Origin of the sequence: Vibrio sp. 10N.261.51.F12 (assembly GCF_041471725.1) — a bacterium.
Lineage (GTDB): Bacteria > Pseudomonadota > Gammaproteobacteria > Enterobacterales > Vibrionaceae > Vibrio.
This window is the reverse complement of record NZ_JBFROV010000001.1, coordinates 203,202-222,820: the sequence shown is the minus strand read 5'-3', so window position 1 is coordinate 222,820 and position 19,619 is coordinate 203,202. Positions and strand designations below refer to the sequence as shown.

Genomic DNA, 19,619 nt, shown 5'->3' with positions numbered 1-19,619 from the left:
TCTTTCTTCATAAAATGCGGGCCTATGTAGGAATAATTGGTATTGAGCTTATGGAACTCTTATGCCCGGCAGGTAATCTCCCTGCGTTAAAAACGGCAATAGATTGCGGCGCAGATGCGGTGTACATTGGATTCAAAGATGACACAAACGCACGTCACTTTGCAGGACTTAATTTTACTGGCAAAAAACTAGAACGTGCGGTGCAATATGTCCATGATCGCAATAAAAAACTCCACATCGCATTAAACACGTTTGCTCACCCTAACGGATTTGAGCGCTGGACGAACGCCGTCGATCAAGCGGCTGATTTAGGCGTAGATGCTCTGATTGTGGCCGATATTGCGGTTCTCGATTATGCGGCAAACAAATATCCAGATTTAGAGCTTCATCTCTCCGTTCAAGCATCTGCGACTAACACCGCTGCCATCGACTTCTATCACCAGAATTTCAATGTCAAACGTGTTGTATTACCACGCGTATTATCGATCCATCAAGTGAAACAGCTGTCACGAAATATCACCTCTGACGTTGAACTCGAGGTCTTTGCTTTTGGTAGCTTATGCATCATGGCGGAAGGACGTTGTTACTTGTCGTCTTACCTGACGGGTGAATCCCCTAATACGGTAGGTGCTTGCTCACCAGCGAAATACGTTCGCTGGCAAGAGACCGAAAACGGCCTGGAATCTCGCTTAAACGATATACTCATAGACCGCTATTCAGCAGGTGAAAATGCCGGATACCCTACCCTGTGCAAGGGCCGCTTTGAAGCTGAGATTGACGGTGAGCGAAAGCGCTACCATGCTTTAGAAGAGCCCACTAGCCTGAATACCCTGTCGATGCTGCCAGAGCTTTTTGCTGCGAATGTGACCTCCGTGAAAATAGAAGGGCGTCAACGCAGCCCGGCTTACGTAGAGCAAGTAACACGAACATGGCGTGAGGCGATAGACTTATATCAGAAAGAACCACAGCAATACCGTGTGAAACAAACATGGGATCAGGCGCTCGCGAACGTTTCTGAAGGGACACAAACTACACTCGGTGCGTACCACCGTAAATGGCAGTAATCAGAGGTTAATTGATGAAGTATGCACTCGGCCCTTTGTTGTATTTTTGGCCTAAACAAGACGTAGAAAGCTTCTACGAGCAAGCAAAATCCAGTTCTGCCGATATCATTTATCTCGGTGAGACCGTGTGTTCGAAACGCAGAGAAATGAAGGCCACACACTGGCTTGATGTTGCAAAAGAACTTTCGCAATCCGGTAAGCAAGTCGTGATTTCCACGATGGCACTGCTCGAAGCACCCAGCGAAATTAGCATCATGAAGAAATACATCAACAATGGTGATTTTGCGATTGAGGCCAATGACGTATCTGCCATTCAGCTTGCTCACGAAAATAAGGTACCTTTCATCGTAGGTCCAGCCGTCAATACCTACAATGCGCGAACGCTCCAGCTCTTTGCTAAGCAAGGTATGATTCGTTGGTGCATGCCCGTTGAGCTTTCTCGTGAATGGCTTGTGAATACACTAGAACAAGCGGAACAACTTGGTATTCGCCAGCAATTTGACGTCGAAGTCTTTAGTCACGGTTACATTCCTCTTGCCTATTCCGCTCGCTGCTTTACTGCTCGCGCGGAAAACAAGGCCAAGGACGATTGTGAGACATGCTGTATTAAATATCCGACAGGCCTGCAAGTTGAAAGCCAAGAAGGTCAATCTATCTTCAACCTTAATGGTATTCAAACCCAATCTGGTTATGAGTATAACTTGGTGAATGACCTACAATCGATGCAAGGCTTGGTTGACGTTGTCCGTTTAAGTCCAATAGGATTAGACACCTTCTCCGAGGTGGATCGCTTCAGAGCTAATGAGAATGGGGCGAACCCTGTACGCGACCTTGATCGTCAATGCAACGGTTATTGGCACCAGATCGCAGGATTGAATATCCAATAAAAAAAAGCACTTCACACGACTGGTGAAGTGCTTTTTTCTTTTCATGCCGCTATGTTTTATATCTCTATGTTTTATACAGCGACAGCAGGCACACCCGAATCTTCTTTAAGTAGGCGCACATCTTTCCACATCATATAAACCACAACAATGGTCAATGCGATGTTCGAGATAGGATAAGCAATCCATATTCCCGTCACCCCCCATATCTTCGGTAACACGTAAAGAAACGGTAATTGAACCAGCATGTTCCCTAAGGTCACAAACAACGCTTTCTTACTCATATTGATGGATTGATAATACGCAGCGGCAACCACGAGAAAGCCATCAAGAAACATAGAAAACAAGTGCAGGCGAATACCCGTCACCGTATTGTCGATCAGCATAGTGTCGGTCGAATTGAAGATCGACACGACATCGACTGGATACACATTAAGTAGCCCAACAAATACTGCGCCGCCAGCAACGGCACTGATCATTGCGACTTTAAATAACTTTCGCATGTTGTCTTTTCTACCAGCGCCAAAGTTATAGCTCAGCAATGGCTGCATTGCATTGGCAATGCCTTCCACAACTAAGTAGTAAAATGACACGATATAGCCCAGAATCGCATATGCACCAACCAACACGACGGAGCCATAATCCGCAAATAATTTGTTATGCAACGCGATCATGAACGAACCATACGCGAACATAAAAAAGCTGGCCAAGCCGATAGACAATATCGGTGGCACGACGTCAAATTGGAACCTAAAATCGCTGAATGTTAAGCGCATTTTCGCTTGTTTTGAGAAGAAATATGCCACACCAAGGATTGTGACTACTGCTTGTGCGATGGCCGTAGCTAACGCCGCACCGGCAAGCTCCCATGCGAATAACACAATAAAGACATAATCTAAAACAATGTTGATCACAGCGCCAATCACCATCAACAAGGTTGCGGCGTTCGGACTATCATCATTTCGCAATAAGAAAGGGACTGCAATTGAGCCTAACGCAAACACGCTGCCCACAATCAGGACATCAAGATACTGTGTGGCTAGCTCTAACATTCGCCCTTGCGCCCCTTGAAGCTGTAGCGCATTATCCGAGAAGCCCCATAGTGCCAATGCCACAATAGGTCCCAGAGCCAATAGCAACATTAAACCCGTTGCCAGCGTTTTCTTCGCTGCCTCTAAGTTACCCTCACCTTGCTTGATGGATGATAGTGCGCCCGTACCGACACCAATCATCATGCCAATCCCTAAAATGACACTGATCACCGGCCAGACGACATTGATACCAGCCAGACCTTCACTGCCCATATATTGGCCAATAAAAATACCATCAACAACTTGATAGAGGCCATTGACCAACATCGCGGCAATGGTTGGGATTGCGTAGCGCCAAAATTGGCGATAGATTGATTGTTGCATGTTTCTTCTCACTTTAGTTATTCAGGCTAACTAAATAGTTAAATTTTAAGATAACGCTTTCGCTAACAGCTGATCCAACAACTCGGACTCTGCCGTATTGAGTTTAGCTTTGAGTTTATTAGCCACAATGCCATATATATACACTTCGGAACTCAGTGGTACCCTCGCTTTTTCTGTCAGCCTGACGCGTTTAGAACGGGCATCGTCAAGGCAAGCAATTCGCTCAACCAATCCCTTTCTCTCTAACCGCTTAACCATATTGGTCGCTGATGGCTTAGATACATCAAGCTCGTTGGCCAAATCGGTAAGACGAATTGGTTCCTCCGATGTTTGAATCGCCTTAAGGTAGTCATACTCATTGAAACTAAGATGGCTAAGAGGATCTTCTTGGCTATTTGCTCGCCACACTCTTGCCGTTAACCTCTCTAGGTCCTCGATACTCGATTCAATAGACATTCACACTACTCATTAATTAGCTAGGCTAACTATTTTAATCCAACCTAATGATAAGTTCAAGGCACAAAAAAACCAGCCACTGGGGCTGGTTTTGTAAAGTAGACTAAAGCGCTACTCTGTCGCTTCAGATTGAAGCTTTGCCTGCTCCGCTTGCTTTGCTTTCTCTTGAGCCGCTTGCTCAGCTCTTGCAATTTCAAATATTTTAGTCAGCTCTAAGAACGCATATTTGTGCTCAGCATAATCATAAACATTTTGAGCAATGGCTAGCTTATAGAGCGATACCGCTGCTGGATAGTTACCTTCAATTTGATGGCGTTTAGCCAAATAGAAGTACACCTCAGTCAGTCGCTCCGCGAGCACAGTGTTGTCTCTACTGCTTGCTAATACCGCTTTAAAGGCTTGTTCTTCGGTTACTTTATCTAACATCAACGCCACTAAAATCCAGCCCCAATCATTGTTACGAGATTGATAGCGTTTTTCGAGTGCAATACCCGCATCGACTGGGCCTACTTCACGAGAAATAATGTAAAGCCAAAGTGCGCGGTAAGGATCAGACGGTGCCTCTTGGTAATACGTCGTCATGCCTTCAATCGCGAGTGGAAATCGATCGCCATAGTAAAGCGCAATAGAGCGATTTCTTAAGGCATATGAGTTTGCTGCATCTAATTCTAAGCTAGAGTCAAAGGCTTCATATGCAGAATCAAAATCACCAATTTGAGTGAAATATTGCCCTACTTGGTTAAACACAACAGACTGTGCTGGGTTTAGTTGCAGCGATTGATTAAAGTCGAGTTGAGCTAAATCTCGCAGCCCTAAGCTGTTGTAATACGAGCCACGTTCAAAATGCATTTTTGCTCGTACATCGTTTTCAAGATCGCCACGCTGTAGCAGCTGAGTGAGCCTTGCTACCTGTACTTCATACTGAACATTGGCTTGCAAAGGGACGGCCATAGGCGGGTTAAGCCATTGCAATTCATCATTTGAAGAATTTGAGGCACAACCAGATACCGCAACGACTAAGCCTAGTCCTAAGATTCGAAACCATTTCACTATAAATATCTCCTTGTACCTGATGTCGTAAGACTAACAATTCAATTCCTGATCATTAAGTTTTAGCAGGTATTTTCCTTGGCGCATAAAAAAGAGGGGTCATTGACCCCTCCTTTTATAACACGGTTTCTCACATAATGTGATAATTACGCGAATTATTCTGCGCTATCGCCTGCTGGAGCCGCTGGAGTTTCTAGCGCTTCCTTCATGCTTAGGCGTACACGGCCTTGACGGTCAATTTCAAGTACTTTAACTTGAACTTCTTGGCCTTCTTTTAGGTAGTCTGTCACTTTCTCAACACGCTCGTTAGCGATTTGAGAGATGTGTACTAGACCATCTTTGCCAGGAAGAATATTGACGAACGCGCCAAAGTCAGCAAGACGTGCCACTTTACCAGCGTAGATACGGCCAACTTCAACCTCAGCTGTAATCTCTTCGATACGACGGATCGCTTCTTGTGCCGCAGCACCTTCAGTCGCAGCAATCTTGATGGTACCGTCGTCTTCGATTTCGATAGTTGTGCCTGTTTCTTCCGTTAGTGCACGGATAACAGCGCCGCCTTTACCGATAACATCTTTGATTTTCTCAGAGCTAATTTTCATCGTATGAATACGAGGAGCGAACTCAGAGATATCTTCACGAGCACCAGAAATCGCTTCATCCATTACAGAAAGGATGTGCTTACGTGCGCCTTGTGCTTGGTTAAGCGCAATTTGCATGATTTCTTTAGTGATACCTTCGATCTTGATGTCCATTTGAAGCGCAGTGATACCGTCGTTAGTACCTGCTACTTTAAAGTCCATGTCACCTAGGTGATCTTCGTCGCCAAGGATGTCAGAAAGAACAACGAAATCGTCGCCTTCTTTAACAAGACCCATTGCGATACCCGCAACAGAAGCCTTGATTGGTACACCTGCGTCCATAAGCGCAAGAGAAGTACCACATACAGAAGCCATAGAAGATGAACCGTTAGATTCAGTGATTTCTGAAACAACACGCACCGTGTACGGGAATTCTTCTACTGAAGGCATTACTGCAGCAATACCACGTTTCGCCAATTTACCGTGACCAATTTCACGACGCTTAGGAGAGCCTACAAAGCCAGTTTCGCCTACACAGTATGGAGGGAAGTTGTAGTGAAGAAGGAAGTTATCTTTCTTCTCGCCCATTAGGCTGTCGATGATTTGAGCATCACGTTGTGTACCCAGCGTTGCAGTAACAAGCGCTTGAGTTTCACCACGAGTAAACAAAGAAGAACCGTGTGTACGTGGAAGTACACCAGTACGTACATCAAGTGCACGAACCATGTCTTTTTCACGGCCATCGATACGTGGGTTACCCGCAATAATGCGGCTACGTACTACGTTTTTCTCTAGAGAACCAAGCATGCCGCGAATCTCGCGCTCGTCTAGGTTTTCATCTTGAGCAAGAAGAGTAGCAACCGCTTCGCTCTTAATTGCACCAACTTGCTCGTAGCGAGACATTTTTTCAGTGATCTGGTAAGCATCAGAAAGGCGAGTTTCAGCCAGTTCAGCTACTTTTGCTTTAAGTTCTACGTTTACTTCTGGAGCAGTCCAGTTCCAAGATGGAGTCGCAACTTCAGCAGCGAACTCGTTGATAGCTTGGATAACAACTTGTTGTTGATCGTGACCGTAAACAACAGCAGAAAGCATTTCTTCTTCAGATAGGTTATCTGCTTCAGATTCAACCATCAGTACTGCGCCCTCTGTACCAGACACAACAAGGTCTAGTTTAGAATTTTCAAGCTCAGTGTTTGAAGGGTTAAGTACAAGCTCACCGTCAATGTGGCCAACACGTGCCGCACCGATAGGACCATTAAAAGGAACGCCAGCAATAGCAAGTGCTGCAGAAGTACCAATCATAGTAATCATGTCTGGGTTTACGTCAGGGTTGATAGAAACAACCGTTGCGATAACCTGTACTTCGTTTTTGAATGCACTTGGGAAAAGTGGACGGATCGGACGGTCAATAAGACGAGCCGTTAGTGTTTCCGCTTCTGAAGGACGACCTTCACGCTTGAAGAAACCACCTGGGATTTTACCTGCCGCGTAAGTACGCTCTTGGTAGTTCACCGTTAGAGGGAAGAAATCTTGACCCGCTACCGCTTCTTTTTTCGCGACGACTGATACGAATACTGCCGTATCATCCATTGTTGCCATTACAGCAGCAGTCGCTTGACGAGCCATAACGCCAGTTTCAAGCGTTACTGTGTGGTTGCCGTATTGAAACGACTTAACAACTGGTTTTTCGAACATTGCATTTCCTTTTATCTAGAAAGTTCTAGATTGAGAATTAATTGGCTCAAGGCATCGCATATCGCGACTAGTACAAATGTTATCGCTGGCAGGTGAACCTAAACAATAAAGCACTTGTAATAGTCGCGACCTAATGGTCGACTAATTGGACTGCAATGCAATGAGTGAAGAATCAGAACCTCTCAGTGGGTTCCAACGGGACGTAGTATAAACTACTTAATGCAGATTATGCTAATAACAGCGAAATTTAGGCATCAAAAAAGGGGCATATAGCCCCTTTTATACAAACTGTCAGATACGAGCGCTAATTAGCGACGTAGACCTAGACGTTTGATTAGATCTTGGTAGCGAGCTAGATTTTTACCTTTAAGGTAGTCTAGAAGCTTACGACGGCTAGAAACCATACGTAGAAGACCGCGACGGCTGTGGTGATCGCCTTTGTGTGCTTTAAAGTGACCTTGAAGGTGGTTGATAGAAGCAGTAAGTAGTGCTACTTGAACTTCTGGTGAACCAGTATCGCCTTCAGCTTGTGCGTATTCTGCAACGATTGCTGCTTTAGTTTCTGCATTCAGAGACATAATGCTCTCCTAATAAGAGTAAGTTTAAAAGTTGTAGCAGCCAATCTCTGATTCAGCCGCTACGCGAGCGCGAATTATAGGGAATAATATCGCTAGGTGCAATAGGCAATCTCGGGATAAATAACGCCATAATAGAGACAGCCTCAATAAATTGCATCGAGGCTGCTAGCATCCTGACAGGCGCTAATGGTTAATATACGCCTATCACTTTGCTTACCGCTATCGTCGCTATGCTTCTTCTTCGCGAAACACCACTAAACGTTTCGGTGCAATCTTGCCGTCATCATTCATCGCACCAACGCCAATGAAGAGTTTCTCTTCACCAGAGGTAAGACGAACTGGGCCGTTGTCTGGTGCGCCAAGCACTTGAACCGGTTGACCATGTTGAATCAAATCCGTCAATACCGCATCAACGTTCACTTCAGGCAGGTCTTCAACGGCTGAGTCCATCGGCATCAACAACGGATCCAACAGCTCTTTTGGTTGAATCTCTTCTCGTTTAGCTTGTTCTAGAAGTTCATTAAGTTGCTCTAACGTCACCATATTCTCATAGGGATATTTTGCAACCGCAGTACGACGAAGCATGGTGACATGAGCACCACAGCCAAGCATCTCGCCTAAGTCATCAACAATCGTACGAATGTATGTGCCTTTAGAACAATGCACTTCCATTTCAACTTCATCACCTTCAAAGCGATGCAGTATGATTTCGTAAACGGTGATTTTTCTTGATTCACGCGGCACTTCAATGCCTTCACGTGCGTATTCGTACAAAGGCTTCCCTTGGTACTTTAACGCAGAAAACATGGAAGGAATCTGGTCAGTTTCGCCTTGGAATTTATTCACACACTCTTCAAGAAAAGCCTGCTCAACATTCACATCACGAGTCTCGACCACTTCTCCATCGGAATCAGAAGTATTCGTACGCTCGCCAAGTTTCGCGATCACTCGGTAACGTTTATCAGAATCAAGTAGAAACTGTGAGAACTTGGTCGCTTCACCCAAACAAATGGGCAACATACCCGTTGCTAATGGATCCAATGCACCAGTATGTCCTGCTTTCTCAGCAAAATAGAGTCGCTTTACTTTTTGCAGCGCATCATTTGATGAGATTCCAGTCGGTTTATCTAGAAGAATAACGCCATTAACGGGACGTCCCTTGCGACGACGTGCCATTACTCAGCGTCTCCCTCTGATTTTTTTTGTTCAGAAACTTCTTGCTCATCAGTGCGGCCAGCGGCTTCTTGACGACGCTTGTCTTCACTCAACACTTCGCTCACAAGGTTAGACATGCGCATACCTTCAACCAATGTATTGTCGTAAGTAAAGCGAACCTCAGGTGTTAGGCGGTGACGAATACGCTTGCCAAGAGCCATACGAACAGGCACTTCGTGCTCTTTAAGAGCAGCAAGAGATGACTCTGGTGTTTGCTCACCAACACAAAGGAAAGTAACAAAAACCTTGGCATAAGCTAGGTCACGCGATACTTCAACATCAGAAATCGTCACCATGCCAATGCGAGAATCACGAACTTCGCGCTGTAAAATCAACGCTAATTCTTTTTGCAGTTGTTGCGACACGCGCTGAGCGCGACTAAATTCTTTTGACATTTCTTTTCTCACTATAGAAAGAATGGGGGGCTTGCGCCCCCCATGGTGTATTCAACTACCATCACTACTAATTAAAAAAGTCAGTAGAGATTTTGTCAACTAGTCTAGAGTACGTTTGATCTCGATGATCTCGAATACTTCGATTTGGTCGCCAACGCGAACATCGTTGTAGTTCTTAACGCCGATACCACACTCGTAACCATTCTTAACTTCTTGAACGTCATCTTTAAAGCGACGTAGAGATTCTAGTTCGCCTTCGTAGATTACAACGTTCTCACGTAGTACGCGGATAGGGTTGTTACGCTTGATAGTACCTTCAGTAACCATACAACCGGCAATTGCGCCCAGTTTTGGTGACTTAAATACGTCACGTACTTCTGCCAGACCGATGATTTCTTGTCTGAACTCAGGAGCTAGCATACCGCCCATCGCTTGCTTAACTTCGTCAATCAATTGGTAGATGATTGAGTAGTAACGAAGATCTAGGTTTTCGTTTTCAATCGCACGGCGCGCAGAAGCGTCAGCACGTACGTTAAAGCCTAGGATAATCGCGTTTGAAGCAGCCGCTAGTGAAGCGTCAGTTTCGGTGATACCACCAACACCTGAGCCTACAATCTTCACTTTTACTTCTTCAGTAGACAGTTTCAGTAGTGAATCAGCAATCGCTTCAACAGAACCTTGTACATCTGCTTTCAGAACTACGTTCAACTCAGCAACATCACCAGCAGTCATGTTAGAGAACATGTTCTCTAGTTTCGCTTTTTGTTGACGAGCAAGTTTCACATCACGGAATTTGCCTTGACGGTAGTTTGCTACTTCACGAGCTTTACGCTCATCACGTACCACTGTTGCTTCATCACCAGATGAAGGCACGCCAGATAGACCAAGAATCTCAACTGGAATCGATGGACCCGCTTCAAAGACTTCTTTACCGACTTCATCACGCATCGCACGTACACGGCCGTATTCTTGACCACAAAGTACGATATCGCCTTTACGCAATGTACCAGATTGAACCAGTACCGTTGCAACAGGACCACGACCTTTATCTAGGAATGATTCTACAACCACACCAGAAGCCATGCCATCAGCAACCGCTGTCAGCTCTAATACTTCAGATTGAAGTAGAATCGCTTCTAGAAGGCCATCGATATTTGTACCTTGCTTAGCAGAGATATGAACGAAGATGTTTTCGCCGCCCCACTCTTCAGGAATAACGTCATATTGAGCAAGCTCATTCTTAACGTTATCTGGGTTTGCACCTTCTTTATCGATCTTGTTAACAGCGATAATCAATGGAACCTCAGCCGCTTTCGCGTGCTGGATTGCTTCGATAGTCTGTGGCATTACGCCATCATCTGCTGCTACAACTAGAACAACGATATCTGTCGCTTGAGCACCACGAGCACGCATAGCGGTAAACGCCGCGTGTCCAGGAGTATCAAGGAAAGTGATCATACCGTTTTCAGTTTCAACGTGGTATGCACCGATATGTTGAGTAATACCACCCGCTTCGCCAGAAGCAACGTGAGTACGACGAATGTAATCAAGTGTCGACGTCTTACCGTGGTCAACGTGACCCATGATAGTAACAACTGGCGCACGAGATACTGCATCTGCAGTTGAGTCACGATCCGATAGTACCGCTTCTTCCAATTCGTTTTCTTTACGAAGTACAACCTTGTGACCCATTTCTTCAGCAACAAGTGATGCTGTTTCTTGGTCGATGACTTGGTTGATTGTCGCCATTGCGCCCATCTTCATCATTACTTTGATGACTTCAGTGCCTTTTACTGACATTTTTTGTGCCAGCTCAGAAACTACGATAGTTTCGCCAATAACAACATCTTGCTTAGCTACTTGAGCAGACTTGTCAAAACCGTGCTGCATTGAGCTAGGTTTTGCCAACTTACCTTTACGGCCACGTTGGTTACGTCCACCGCGTCCGCCACGAGAATCATCACGGTCTTGCGTTGATTTCTTCTTGCGACGACGAGGCGTTTTCTCTTCGCTACGGTCTTGAGCGTCTTCCGCTTCACGAGCGTAAGTTGAAGTCGTAACGTGATAGTCGCCTTTCTCGTTTTCTTTTGACTTCTTCTCTTCTTCTGACCAACGTTCTGAATTTTCTTCAGCCAGCTTCTTCGCTTCTTCAGCTAGACGAGCGGCTTCAGCTTCAGCCTTACGTTGAGCCTCTTCATCTTGACGGCGCTTCAGCTCGTCAGCTTCTTTTTTCGCTTCGGCATTTTTTGCGTTCATTTGTTTCTTGGCCTTTTCCGCTTCGTCGCGCTGTTGAACTGTTGAGCTTGTATCGCGTTTTTCATCAGCTTCACGTTTAGCAGTTTCCTCTGCTACTCGTTTTTCTTCAGCTTCTCGCTTTGCTTTCTCTTCAGTTTCGCGCTGTGCTTTCTCTGCAGCGTCACGTTTGGCTTGCTCTTCGGCTTCACGTTGTGCACGTTCTTCCGCTTCGCGTGTCGCTGCTTCCTCAGCTTCACGTTTATCTTGCTCGTCAACCGCGCTGCGCTTTACATAAGTACGCTTTTTACGTACTTCGATTTGTACATCTTTGCTCTTACCACCACCAGCGGCGACAGATAACGTACTACGTGTTTTACGTTGTAGCGTTAGGCGCGTTGGTTCAGTTTCACCAGATGTATCACCATGTTCTTTCTTCAGGTGCGTAAGAAGCGCTTGCTTCTCATCATCGTTAACCTGATCACTCTCTGATTTTTTAAGACCAGCATCAGCAAGTTGTTCAATTAGGCGATCGACTGGCGTACCAATCTCTTCGCTAAGTGCTTTAACCGTAAGTTTTGTCATGCAACTACCTCCTTGCTGATTATTATTCTTCGTCGCCGAACCAACATATGTTACGTGCAGCCATAATAAGCTCACCAGCACGTTCTTCCGTTAGTCCTTCGATACCCTCTAGCTCGTCAACACCTTGGTCAGCAAGATCTTCAAGAGTCGCTACGCCTTTGGCAGCCAACTTAAATGCCATTTCACGCTCAAGACCTTCTAGTGCAAGCAAGTCTTCAGCTGGCTCAACGCCGTCAAATGTCTCTTCTTGTGCAAGAGCCATTGTCGTTAATGCGTCTTTAGCACGGCCACGAAGTTCTTCAATAATCTCTTCGTTTAAGCCGTCAATATCTAGAAGTTCGTTAACTGGCACGTACGCCACTTCTTCTAGTGTTGAGAAACCTTCTTCTACAAGCATCTGAGCGAAGTCTTCTTCGATATCAAGATACTTCATGAAGTTTTCAATCGAAGCTGATGCTTCTTCTTGGTGCTTCTTCTGTAGATCCGCAACTGTCATTACATTCAGTTCCCAGCCAGTAAGCTGAGACGCAAGACGTACGTTTTGACCGTTACGGCCGATAGCTTGTGCTAGGTTATCAGCTTCAACCGCGATATCCATTGCATGCGCATCTTCATCAACAATGATTGAAGCTACGTCTGCTGGTGCCATTGCATTGATAACGAATTGTGCTGGGTTATCATCCCAAAGCACGATATCGATACGCTCACCGCCAAGCTCGCCAGAAACGGCTTGAACACGTGCGCCACGCATACCCACACACGCACCAACAGGGTCAATACGGCGATCGTTAGTTTTCACTGCGATTTTAGCACGAGAACCTGGATCACGGGCTGCAGCTTTTAATTCAATCAACTCTTCCGCGATTTCTGGCACTTCAACACGGAAAAGCTCTGCTAGCATTTCTGGCTTAGAGCGAGTAATGAATAGTTGGAAACCACGTGCTTCAGGGCGAACCGCGTACAACAAACCACGAACTCGGTCGCCTGGACGGAAGTTTTCACGTGGCAATTGGTCATCACGTAAAATAACCGACTCTGCGTTGTTACCAAGGTCAAGAATGATCGTTTCACGAGTCACTTTTTTAACAACACCAGTAACTAAGTCACCTTCGTTATCAATAAACTGTTCAACAATTTGAGCACGCTCAGCTTCACGAACTTTTTGTACGATAACTTGCTTCGCTGTTTGAGTCGTAATACGGTCAAACGTCACTGACTCAATTTCATCTTCGACGTAATCGCCAAGTTGAATTGATTCGTCGTCATATTGCGCCGCTTCAATTGAGATTTCCATTGTTGGTGTTTCAACTTCAGCAACGGCCATCCAACGACGGTAAGTAACAAACTCACCCGTTTTACGGTCAATCTCAACGCGAACTTCAATTTCAAGTTCATGCTTCTTTTTTGTTGATGTTGCAAGTGCTGTTTCTAACGCTTCAAAAATACGCTCACGAGGTACCGCTTTCTCGTTAGAAACCGCCTCAACTACCGCTAAAATTTCTTTACTCATTTATCTAGCCTCTAAGCTTTCTTATTAGGGACCTAAAATTTAGGAATCAGGTTAGCTTTAGAAATGTTGCTAAGCACCATCTCTTCTTCGTTACCGTCAACAAGGATTGTGATGTTTTCGCCATCAATAGATTGGATTGTTCCTTTCCATTTACGACGGTTACCCACAGCCATTTTGAGTACGATGCTGACCTCGTGACCAATAAACTGTACATAGTGCGCTGCTTTGAACAGCGGGCGTTCTAGACCTGGTGAAGACACCTCTAGGTTATAAGCCACCGTAATTGGGTCTTCGACATCCATCACTGCACTTGTCTGGCGACTCACTTCTGCGCAGTCGTCAACAGTAATACCATTTTCATGATCGATATACATACGAAGCGTTGAATGCTCACCAGCACGGATGAACTCTAAACCAACAAGTTCGTAACCTAAAGCTTCAACCGGAGCCTCAAGTAATTCTGTAAGTTGTCTTTCTAAACCAGTCATTTAACCACTCCAGAAACAAAAAAAGGGCTTAAAGCCCAATTTAAATCCCAAGCACACATACCTGAACTTTAAAAAGCTCAGATAACAAAAAACCCCGAAAGTCGGGGTTTTTTGTTGCTGGACCCTGATGCATTAAGGATAAGCAATAAATGAAAAACTTTAAAAGTAATTCGTCTATTTCCTTAATGTGCAGTGATTTTTTCACACTGCTAAACTTGCAATCCATCAACACTCAAGAAGCATTGGTTGCGGGAGCTGGATTTGAACCAACGACCTTCGGGTTATGAGCCCGACGAGCTACCAAACTGCTCCATCCCGCGTCCGAATTGCTGAGCATTATACGCTCAACAAACTGTATTACAAGTTTATAAATAATGGTGCCGAGAGAGGGACTCGAACCCTCACACCATAAGGCACTAGCACCTCATGCTAGCGTGTCTACCAATTTCACCATCTCGGCTAAGCTATTCGCTTACTGAGGAATCTCGTCGCTAGATTTAGCGGGAATTTCACTCACAATATTATCAGCTTGTTGTTCAATAACTTGACCTTGTGAAGGGTCAACCCATTGAGACTCGCCTTTATGGGTATACATGTTACCCAAGACCAAGCTAATAACAAAGAAAACAATTGCAAAAACTGCAGTCATTCGGGTTAGAAAATTTCCTGAGCCGCTAGCACCAAACACTGTGTTTGACGCGCCAGCACCGAATGAGGCTCCCATGTCTGCGCCTTTACCTTGTTGAATCAACACTAGGCCAATAACACCAAGCGCAGCCAACAGGTAAATCACAAGTAGAACTTGAATCATATGTCCACCTATGTTCCTAATTGTTGAGCCAGCGCTGCTTTCTTGACTAAGACAAAGAATTTGCCTCGCCATCGAAAACCTGGCTATGACCTCCTAAGAGAAGGCGGTGGCAATACTATCGAATGCGGCACTGACTGACAAGATAAAAATAAGAAAAACCGAAGTTTTAAAGCTTAAGCGCTCAAAAAAGGGGCAATCCCCCCCTTTTCAAGCAATTCCTGCGGGAAAAGTTAAAAATAAACAAAGTCAAAATCTTAGTGGCTTTGTTTATTTTATGAGAATGCTGAATTAGCAGCTCGCCTTTACCGCATCAGCAATATACTGAGCAGATTGATTAACGAGTGCATCATCTTCGCCCTCTACCATCACTCTAAGTAGTGGCTCTGTGCCAGACTTACGAAGCAATACACGCCCTTTTTCGCCTAGTTCACTCTCCACTTTCGCGACCGCTTGCGTAACCGCATCCGCAGTAAGTGGATTCGCATCGCCGCTGAAGCGTACATTGATCAATACTTGCGGATATAACGTCATGCCGCTTGCTAATTCATTTAATGACATTTTAGAGTCCACGACCGATGCCAGTACCTGAAGGCCCGCTACAATCGCATCCCCCGTCGTCACTTTATCCAGCAAGATCACATGACCTGAATTTTCAGCGCCTATGCGCCAATCATTTGCAAGCAGCATCTCCATGACGTAACGATCACCGACCGCAGCACGTTCAAACGGAATACCCAGTTGCTTCAAGCCATTTTCCATACCTAGGTTGGTCATCAAAGTACCGACCACGCCGCCTTTTAGCTCACCACGGCGCAACGCGTCACGAGCGATAATATAAGCAATTTGGTCACCATCAACCTTGTTACCTAGATGGTCAACCATGATGATACGGTCACCGTCACCATCAAACGCAAGACCAAGCATCGCTTTTTCAGCAACAACACGAGCCTGCAGCGCCGCGACATCTGTCGCTCCGACTTTATCATTAATATTCGTGCCGCTAGGCTCTGCACCCATGACGATCAGGTCGGCGCCTAGTTCGGTAAATACTGACGGTGCAATCTTGTAGGTTGCACCATGGGCACAGTCGATCACAATCTTAATGCCTGACAAATCCATTTCGTTAGGAAACGTACTTTTGCAAAACTCAATGTATCGTCCTGCTGCGTCTTCAAGGCGACTCGCCTTACCTAACTCTGAGGATTCCACACACTCAATGTCTTTGTCTAACTCAGCTTCGATAGCAAGTTCAATTGAGTCAGGCAGCTTGGTTCCTTCCGAAGAGAAGAACTTAATGCCATTATCATAATATGGGTTGTGTGACGCTGAGATAACAATGCCCGCTTCCGCGCGGAATGTTTGCGTGAGGTACGCAACCGCTGGCGTTGGTAATGGGCCGGTAAAGATAGCCTTCAAGCCCGCAGCAGATAAGCCAGCCTCTAATGCCGATTCCAGCATATAACCAGAAATGCGAGTATCTTTACCAATGATCACTTTTTTAGTGCCTTGTTTCGCAAGCACTCGTCCAGCCGCCCAGCCTAGCTTTAGTACAAAATCGGGAGTAATAGGATATTGACCTACTTTTCCTCGTATACCATCAGTACCAAAATAACGTCGTTGTGACATGTAAATTTCCTTTTAATATTCTTATTTATTTTTATGCATCATAGAGACAATAGCCATTGCCTCTATCGTTTCTTGCGTATCGTGGACCCTAATAATCTGCGCCCCTTTGAGTGCAGCGAGAGCCGCGCAGGTCACGCTGCCAACCATCGTGTCATGAGGTGCTTTATCAAGTAATTTAAAGACCATCGATTTTCGTGACATTCCTGCGAGTACAGGTAGTCCAAACTGTTGAAATTTGTCGAGGTGAGCCAATAAATGGTAATTGTGATCGAGTGTTTTTCCAAACCCAAAACCAGGATCAAGAATCAATTTCTCTCGCTTTATACCGACAGCCTCACACGCGGCAACCCTTTCTTCTAAGAACACCTGAACATCACCGAGCAAGTCATCATAGCTAGGGTTTGCTTGCATCGTCTTAGGTTGTCCTTGCATGTGCATCAAACAAATGGGCACATTGGTCGCCGCCGCGACTTCAAGTGCACCAGGCTCTTGCAGTGCTCGTACGTCATTGATGATATCTGCACCCGCGTCTACCGCGGCTCTCATCACTTCAGCTTTACTGGTATCAATAGAGATCCATACATCAGATTGCTCACGAATGGCTTTAATGACTGGAATAACTCGAGCCAGTTCTTCTTCCAGAGTGACCTCTGGCGCCCCTGGCCGAGTAGATTCACCACCAACATCAATAATACTGACACCAGATTGAATCATAGAAGCTGCTTGAACAAGTGCATTTTCAATGGAGTTAAACTTCCCACCATCAGAAAAAGAATCAGGCGTGACATTAAGGATACCCATGACCTGAGGGCGGTCGAGGTGTAACGTTTTGCCGTTGGAAGACAACGACATAGTAGCCGTAAGCTTAGAAGTTTTGGACATAGTGGATGTAGGAATCGGAGTTGAGGACATGATTGATAAAATCGTAACGAGTAAAAACAAGAAAAGCCCCGAGAAGATCTCGGGGCTCAATTATTAAAGACTATTCAGAATCTTTTTTAGACGATGTTGTTGAGCTTTCCTCGTCAACACCTTCAGGCTTAGCTTCTGTCTCTGGATTTGATTCCGCTTTTGCTGGCGCTTCCTGAGGCTTAACAGGCTCTTCTTTGGCTTTAGTCGGCTCTTCTCGAGCAGTGACTTCATCGCCCCAACCTGCTGGCTCACGGATCGTTTCTTTACGTTCCATCAAATCGTCGATTTGGCCTGCATCAATGGTTTCGTATGTCATTAGCGCATCTTTCATCGAGTGCATCAGATCCATGTTATCTTCAAGAATCTGTTTCGCTCGGTTGTAGTTGCGATCAATTAGGATACGAATTTCTTCATCGATGAGTCGAGTCGTCTCATCAGAGACATGTTTCGCTTGACTCATACCACGACCCAAGAAAACCTCACCCTCTTCTTCAGCATAAAGAAGTGGTCCAAGTTTCTCAGAGAAACCCCATTGCGTGACCATCTTACGTGCAATATCAGTGGCACGTTCGATGTCGTTTGATGCGCCCGTCGACACTTTGTCTTTACCGTAGATAAGTTCTTCCGCTAATCGACCACCGTACAAGCTAGAAATCATTGATTCTAGATGCTGGCGTGACATGCTGACACGATCTTGTTCTGGTAAATACATCGTGACACCAAGTGCTCGGCCACGTGGAATAATCGAGACTTTGTACACTGGATCGTGCTCTGGCACCAAGCGCCCCACAATAGCATGACCCGCTTCGTGGTACGCGGTGGACTCTTTAGTATCTTCAGATAGAACCATGGAGCGGCGCTCAGCACCCATCATGATCTTATCTTTCGCCAATTCAAACTCAACCATAGAGACATTGCGCTTGTTACCACGCGCTGCAAAGAGTGCAGCTTCGTTCACTAGGTTTGCTAAATCCGCACCAGAGAAACCAGGTGTACCACGTGCGATCAGTGAAGGCTCGACGTCTGATGATAAAGGTACTTTACGCATGTGAACTTTAAGGATCTGCTCACGACCACGTACATCTGGCAAGCCAACAACAACTTGTCTGTCAAAACGACCTGGACGAAGTAGTGCTGGGTCAAGCACGTCAGGACGGTTCGTTGCAGCGATAACGATAATACCTTCGTTACCCTCAAAGCCATCCATCTCAACCAACATTTGGTTCAGTGTTTGCTCACGCTCATCGTGACCACCACCAACACCCGCGCCACGTTGACGACCTACAGCATCGATTTCATCGATAAAGATGATACACGGTGCAGCTTTCTTCGCTTGTTCGAACATGTCACGCACACGAGATGCACCCACACCGACAAACATTTCAACGAAGTCAGAACCAGAAATCGTAAAGAACGGTACTTTTGCTTCACCAGCAATGGCTTTCGCAAGTAATGTTTTACCCGTACCAGGAGGGCCGACTAATAAGATACCGGTTGGGATCTTGCCGCCAAGCTTCTGGAAGCGACTAGGGTCACGTAGGTAATCGACCAGCTCCTTAACGTCTTCTTTTGCTTCGTCACAACCTGCAACGTCAGAAAACATGGTTTTGATCTGCTCTTCACTCATCATTCGAGCTTTGCTCTTACCAAACGACATGGCTCCTTTGCCACCGCCGCCTTGCATTTGACGCATGAAGAAAATCCAAACACCGATAAGAAGAATCATCGGGAACCACGAGATAAAGATCGTACCAAGTAGGCTTTGTTCTTCTGGTGGTGTTCCTGAAACTTTTACGTTTTGGTTAATCAGGTCATCAAGAAGTTTTTGATCATAAACCGGCATGTAAGTCACAAAGCGACTACCGCCACGACGAGTAAACGTTATCTCGCTGTCTTTAAACTGCGCTTCTTGAATCTGGCCACTGCCAACTTCCTGTACGAACGTGGTGTAATCTACCGCTCGACCATTGCTCTCGCCAGGTCCAAAGCTTTGGAATACCGACATCAACACAACGGCGATGACTAACCACAAAATTAAATTCTTTGCCATGTCACTCAAGGTGTCAGTCCTCGATAACTAATTGTAATTAAAGGTAGGGTACTACAGTTTTTCAGCTGTAGC

17 protein-coding genes and 2 tRNA genes are annotated in these 19,619 nt (G+C 45.6%); 3 read left to right on the top strand and 16 right to left on the bottom strand.

What is annotated here, in order from left to right; translation table 11 throughout:
* Positions 1-50 precede the first annotated feature (50 nt).
* Both AB4405_RS00945 and AB4405_RS00940 read left to right on the top strand, forming a co-directional pair.
* Positions 51-1,064, top strand: coding sequence for a peptidase U32 family protein (locus tag AB4405_RS00945; RefSeq protein ID WP_102468387.1), 1,014 nt, complete (start codon positions 51-53; stop codon positions 1,062-1,064).
* 14 nt (positions 1,065-1,078) lie between these two features.
* Positions 1,079-1,951, top strand: coding sequence for a U32 family peptidase (locus AB4405_RS00940; protein ID WP_372059253.1), 873 nt, complete (start codon positions 1,079-1,081; stop codon positions 1,949-1,951).
* Between the two features lie 71 nt (positions 1,952-2,022).
* On the opposite strand, the gene AB4405_RS00935 is transcribed toward AB4405_RS00940, so the two are convergent.
* The 13 genes from AB4405_RS00935 to secG form a co-directional block, all read right to left on the bottom strand.
* Positions 2,023-3,363, bottom strand: a complete 1,341-nt coding sequence (locus AB4405_RS00935; RefSeq protein ID WP_102468385.1) for an MATE family efflux transporter — start codon at positions 3,361-3,363, stop codon at positions 2,023-2,025.
* Between the two features lie 45 nt (positions 3,364-3,408).
* Entirely contained in the window at positions 3,409-3,819 is a 411-nt protein-coding gene (locus AB4405_RS00930; protein ID WP_102468384.1) for a MarR family winged helix-turn-helix transcriptional regulator, read from the bottom strand.
* Between the two features lie 111 nt (positions 3,820-3,930).
* Positions 3,931-4,869, bottom strand: a complete 939-nt coding sequence (gene nlpI / locus AB4405_RS00925; RefSeq protein ID WP_102468383.1) for a lipoprotein NlpI — start codon at positions 4,867-4,869, stop codon at positions 3,931-3,933.
* A gap of 155 nt (positions 4,870-5,024) precedes the next feature.
* On the bottom strand, positions 5,025-7,145 hold the full coding sequence (gene pnp / locus AB4405_RS00920; protein WP_372059251.1) for a polyribonucleotide nucleotidyltransferase: 2,121 nt from the start codon (positions 7,143-7,145) through the stop codon (positions 5,025-5,027).
* A 308-nt stretch (positions 7,146-7,453) separates the two neighbouring features.
* Positions 7,454-7,723, bottom strand: coding sequence for a 30S ribosomal protein S15 (rpsO, locus tag AB4405_RS00915; protein ID WP_102468381.1), 270 nt, complete (start codon positions 7,721-7,723; stop codon positions 7,454-7,456).
* 228 nt (positions 7,724-7,951) lie between these two features.
* Positions 7,952-8,899: a tRNA pseudouridine(55) synthase TruB gene (truB, locus tag AB4405_RS00910; RefSeq protein ID WP_372059250.1), complete on the bottom strand. Its 948-nt coding sequence runs from the start codon at positions 8,897-8,899 to the stop codon at positions 7,952-7,954.
* Positions 8,899-9,333 carry a 30S ribosome-binding factor RbfA gene (rbfA, locus tag AB4405_RS00905; protein WP_372059249.1) on the bottom strand — a complete coding sequence of 145 codons (435 nt, stop codon included), beginning with the start codon at positions 9,331-9,333 and terminating at the stop codon, positions 8,899-8,901. The genes truB and rbfA overlap by 1 nt, the downstream gene beginning before the upstream one ends.
* Positions 9,334-9,432: 99 nt before the next feature.
* Positions 9,433-12,150 (bottom strand): translation initiation factor IF-2, encoded by a 2,718-nt coding sequence (gene infB / locus AB4405_RS00900; protein WP_102468378.1) that lies wholly within the window; start codon positions 12,148-12,150, stop codon positions 9,433-9,435.
* A 22-nt stretch (positions 12,151-12,172) separates the two neighbouring features.
* Positions 12,173-13,660 carry a transcription termination factor NusA gene (gene nusA, locus AB4405_RS00895; RefSeq protein WP_102468377.1) on the bottom strand — a complete coding sequence of 496 codons (1,488 nt, stop codon included), beginning with the start codon at positions 13,658-13,660 and terminating at the stop codon, positions 12,173-12,175.
* Between the two features lie 32 nt (positions 13,661-13,692).
* Positions 13,693-14,148: a ribosome maturation factor RimP gene (gene rimP / locus AB4405_RS00890; protein WP_102468376.1), complete on the bottom strand. Its 456-nt coding sequence runs from the start codon at positions 14,146-14,148 to the stop codon at positions 13,693-13,695.
* A 243-nt stretch (positions 14,149-14,391) separates the two neighbouring features.
* Positions 14,392-14,468: transfer RNA gene (locus AB4405_RS00885), tRNA-Met, on the bottom strand.
* Positions 14,469-14,523: 55 nt separating this feature from the next.
* Positions 14,524-14,608, bottom strand: a tRNA-Leu gene (locus AB4405_RS00880).
* A gap of 12 nt (positions 14,609-14,620) precedes the next feature.
* Positions 14,621-14,959, bottom strand: a complete 339-nt coding sequence (gene secG, locus AB4405_RS00875) for a preprotein translocase subunit SecG (protein ID WP_372059248.1) — start codon at positions 14,957-14,959, stop codon at positions 14,621-14,623.
* Between the two features lie 106 nt (positions 14,960-15,065).
* On the opposite strand from secG, the gene AB4405_RS00870 reads away from it, so the two are divergent.
* Entirely contained in the window at positions 15,066-15,251 is a 186-nt protein-coding gene (locus AB4405_RS00870; protein ID WP_102468374.1) for a hypothetical protein, read from the top strand.
* Here AB4405_RS00870 and glmM read toward each other — a convergent pair.
* The 3 genes from glmM to ftsH all read right to left on the bottom strand — a co-directional run bounded on the left by glmM (position 15,248) and on the right by ftsH (position 19,547).
* The gene (gene glmM / locus AB4405_RS00865; protein ID WP_102468373.1) at positions 15,248-16,585 is read right to left on the bottom strand and encodes a phosphoglucosamine mutase; all 1,338 of its coding nucleotides are present in this window, start codon (positions 16,583-16,585) and stop codon (positions 15,248-15,250) included. The genes AB4405_RS00870 and glmM overlap by 4 nt on opposite strands.
* 21 nt (positions 16,586-16,606) lie before the next feature.
* Positions 16,607-17,437 carry a dihydropteroate synthase gene (gene folP, locus AB4405_RS00860; RefSeq protein ID WP_372059247.1) on the bottom strand — a complete coding sequence of 277 codons (831 nt, stop codon included), beginning with the start codon at positions 17,435-17,437 and terminating at the stop codon, positions 16,607-16,609.
* Between the two features lie 130 nt (positions 17,438-17,567).
* The gene (gene ftsH, locus AB4405_RS00855) at positions 17,568-19,547 is read right to left on the bottom strand and encodes an ATP-dependent zinc metalloprotease FtsH (protein ID WP_372059246.1); all 1,980 of its coding nucleotides are present in this window, start codon (positions 19,545-19,547) and stop codon (positions 17,568-17,570) included.
* Positions 19,548-19,619 lie beyond the last annotated feature (72 nt).

What these genes read in the sequence shown, in the direction of transcription:
- AB4405_RS00945 (WP_102468387.1), top strand. Translation starts at nt 51, where the DNA reads ATGGAACTCTTATGCCCGGCAGGTAATCTCCCTGCGTTAAAAACGGCA.
- AB4405_RS00940 (WP_372059253.1), top strand. Translation starts at nt 1,079, where the DNA reads ATGAAGTATGCACTCGGCCCTTTGTTGTATTTTTGGCCTAAACAAGAC.
- AB4405_RS00935 (WP_102468385.1), bottom strand. Translation starts at nt 3,363, where the DNA reads ATGCAACAATCAATCTATCGCCAATTTTGGCGCTACGCAATCCCAACC.
- AB4405_RS00930 (WP_102468384.1), bottom strand. Translation starts at nt 3,819, where the DNA reads ATGTCTATTGAATCGAGTATCGAGGACCTAGAGAGGTTAACGGCAAGA.
- pnp (WP_372059251.1), bottom strand. Translation starts at nt 7,145, where the DNA reads ATGTTCGAAAAACCAGTTGTTAAGTCGTTTCAATACGGCAACCACACA.
- rpsO (WP_102468381.1), bottom strand. Translation starts at nt 7,723, where the DNA reads ATGTCTCTGAATGCAGAAACTAAAGCAGCAATCGTTGCAGAATACGCA.
- truB (WP_372059250.1), bottom strand. Translation starts at nt 8,899, where the DNA reads ATGGCACGTCGTCGCAAGGGACGTCCCGTTAATGGCGTTATTCTTCTA.
- rbfA (WP_372059249.1), bottom strand. Translation starts at nt 9,333, where the DNA reads ATGTCAAAAGAATTTAGTCGCGCTCAGCGCGTGTCGCAACAACTGCAA.
- infB (WP_102468378.1), bottom strand. Translation starts at nt 12,150, where the DNA reads ATGACAAAACTTACGGTTAAAGCACTTAGCGAAGAGATTGGTACGCCA.
- nusA (WP_102468377.1), bottom strand. Translation starts at nt 13,660, where the DNA reads ATGAGTAAAGAAATTTTAGCGGTAGTTGAGGCGGTTTCTAACGAGAAA.
- rimP (WP_102468376.1), bottom strand. Translation starts at nt 14,148, where the DNA reads ATGACTGGTTTAGAAAGACAACTTACAGAATTACTTGAGGCTCCGGTT.
- secG (WP_372059248.1), bottom strand. Translation starts at nt 14,959, where the DNA reads ATGATTCAAGTTCTACTTGTGATTTACCTGTTGGCTGCGCTTGGTGTT.
- glmM (WP_102468373.1), bottom strand. Translation starts at nt 16,585, where the DNA reads ATGTCACAACGACGTTATTTTGGTACTGATGGTATACGAGGAAAAGTA.
- folP (WP_372059247.1), bottom strand. Translation starts at nt 17,437, where the DNA reads ATGTCGTTGTCTTCCAACGGCAAAACGTTACACCTCGACCGCCCTCAG.
- ftsH (WP_372059246.1), bottom strand. Translation starts at nt 19,547, where the DNA reads ATGGCAAAGAATTTAATTTTGTGGTTAGTCATCGCCGTTGTGTTGATG.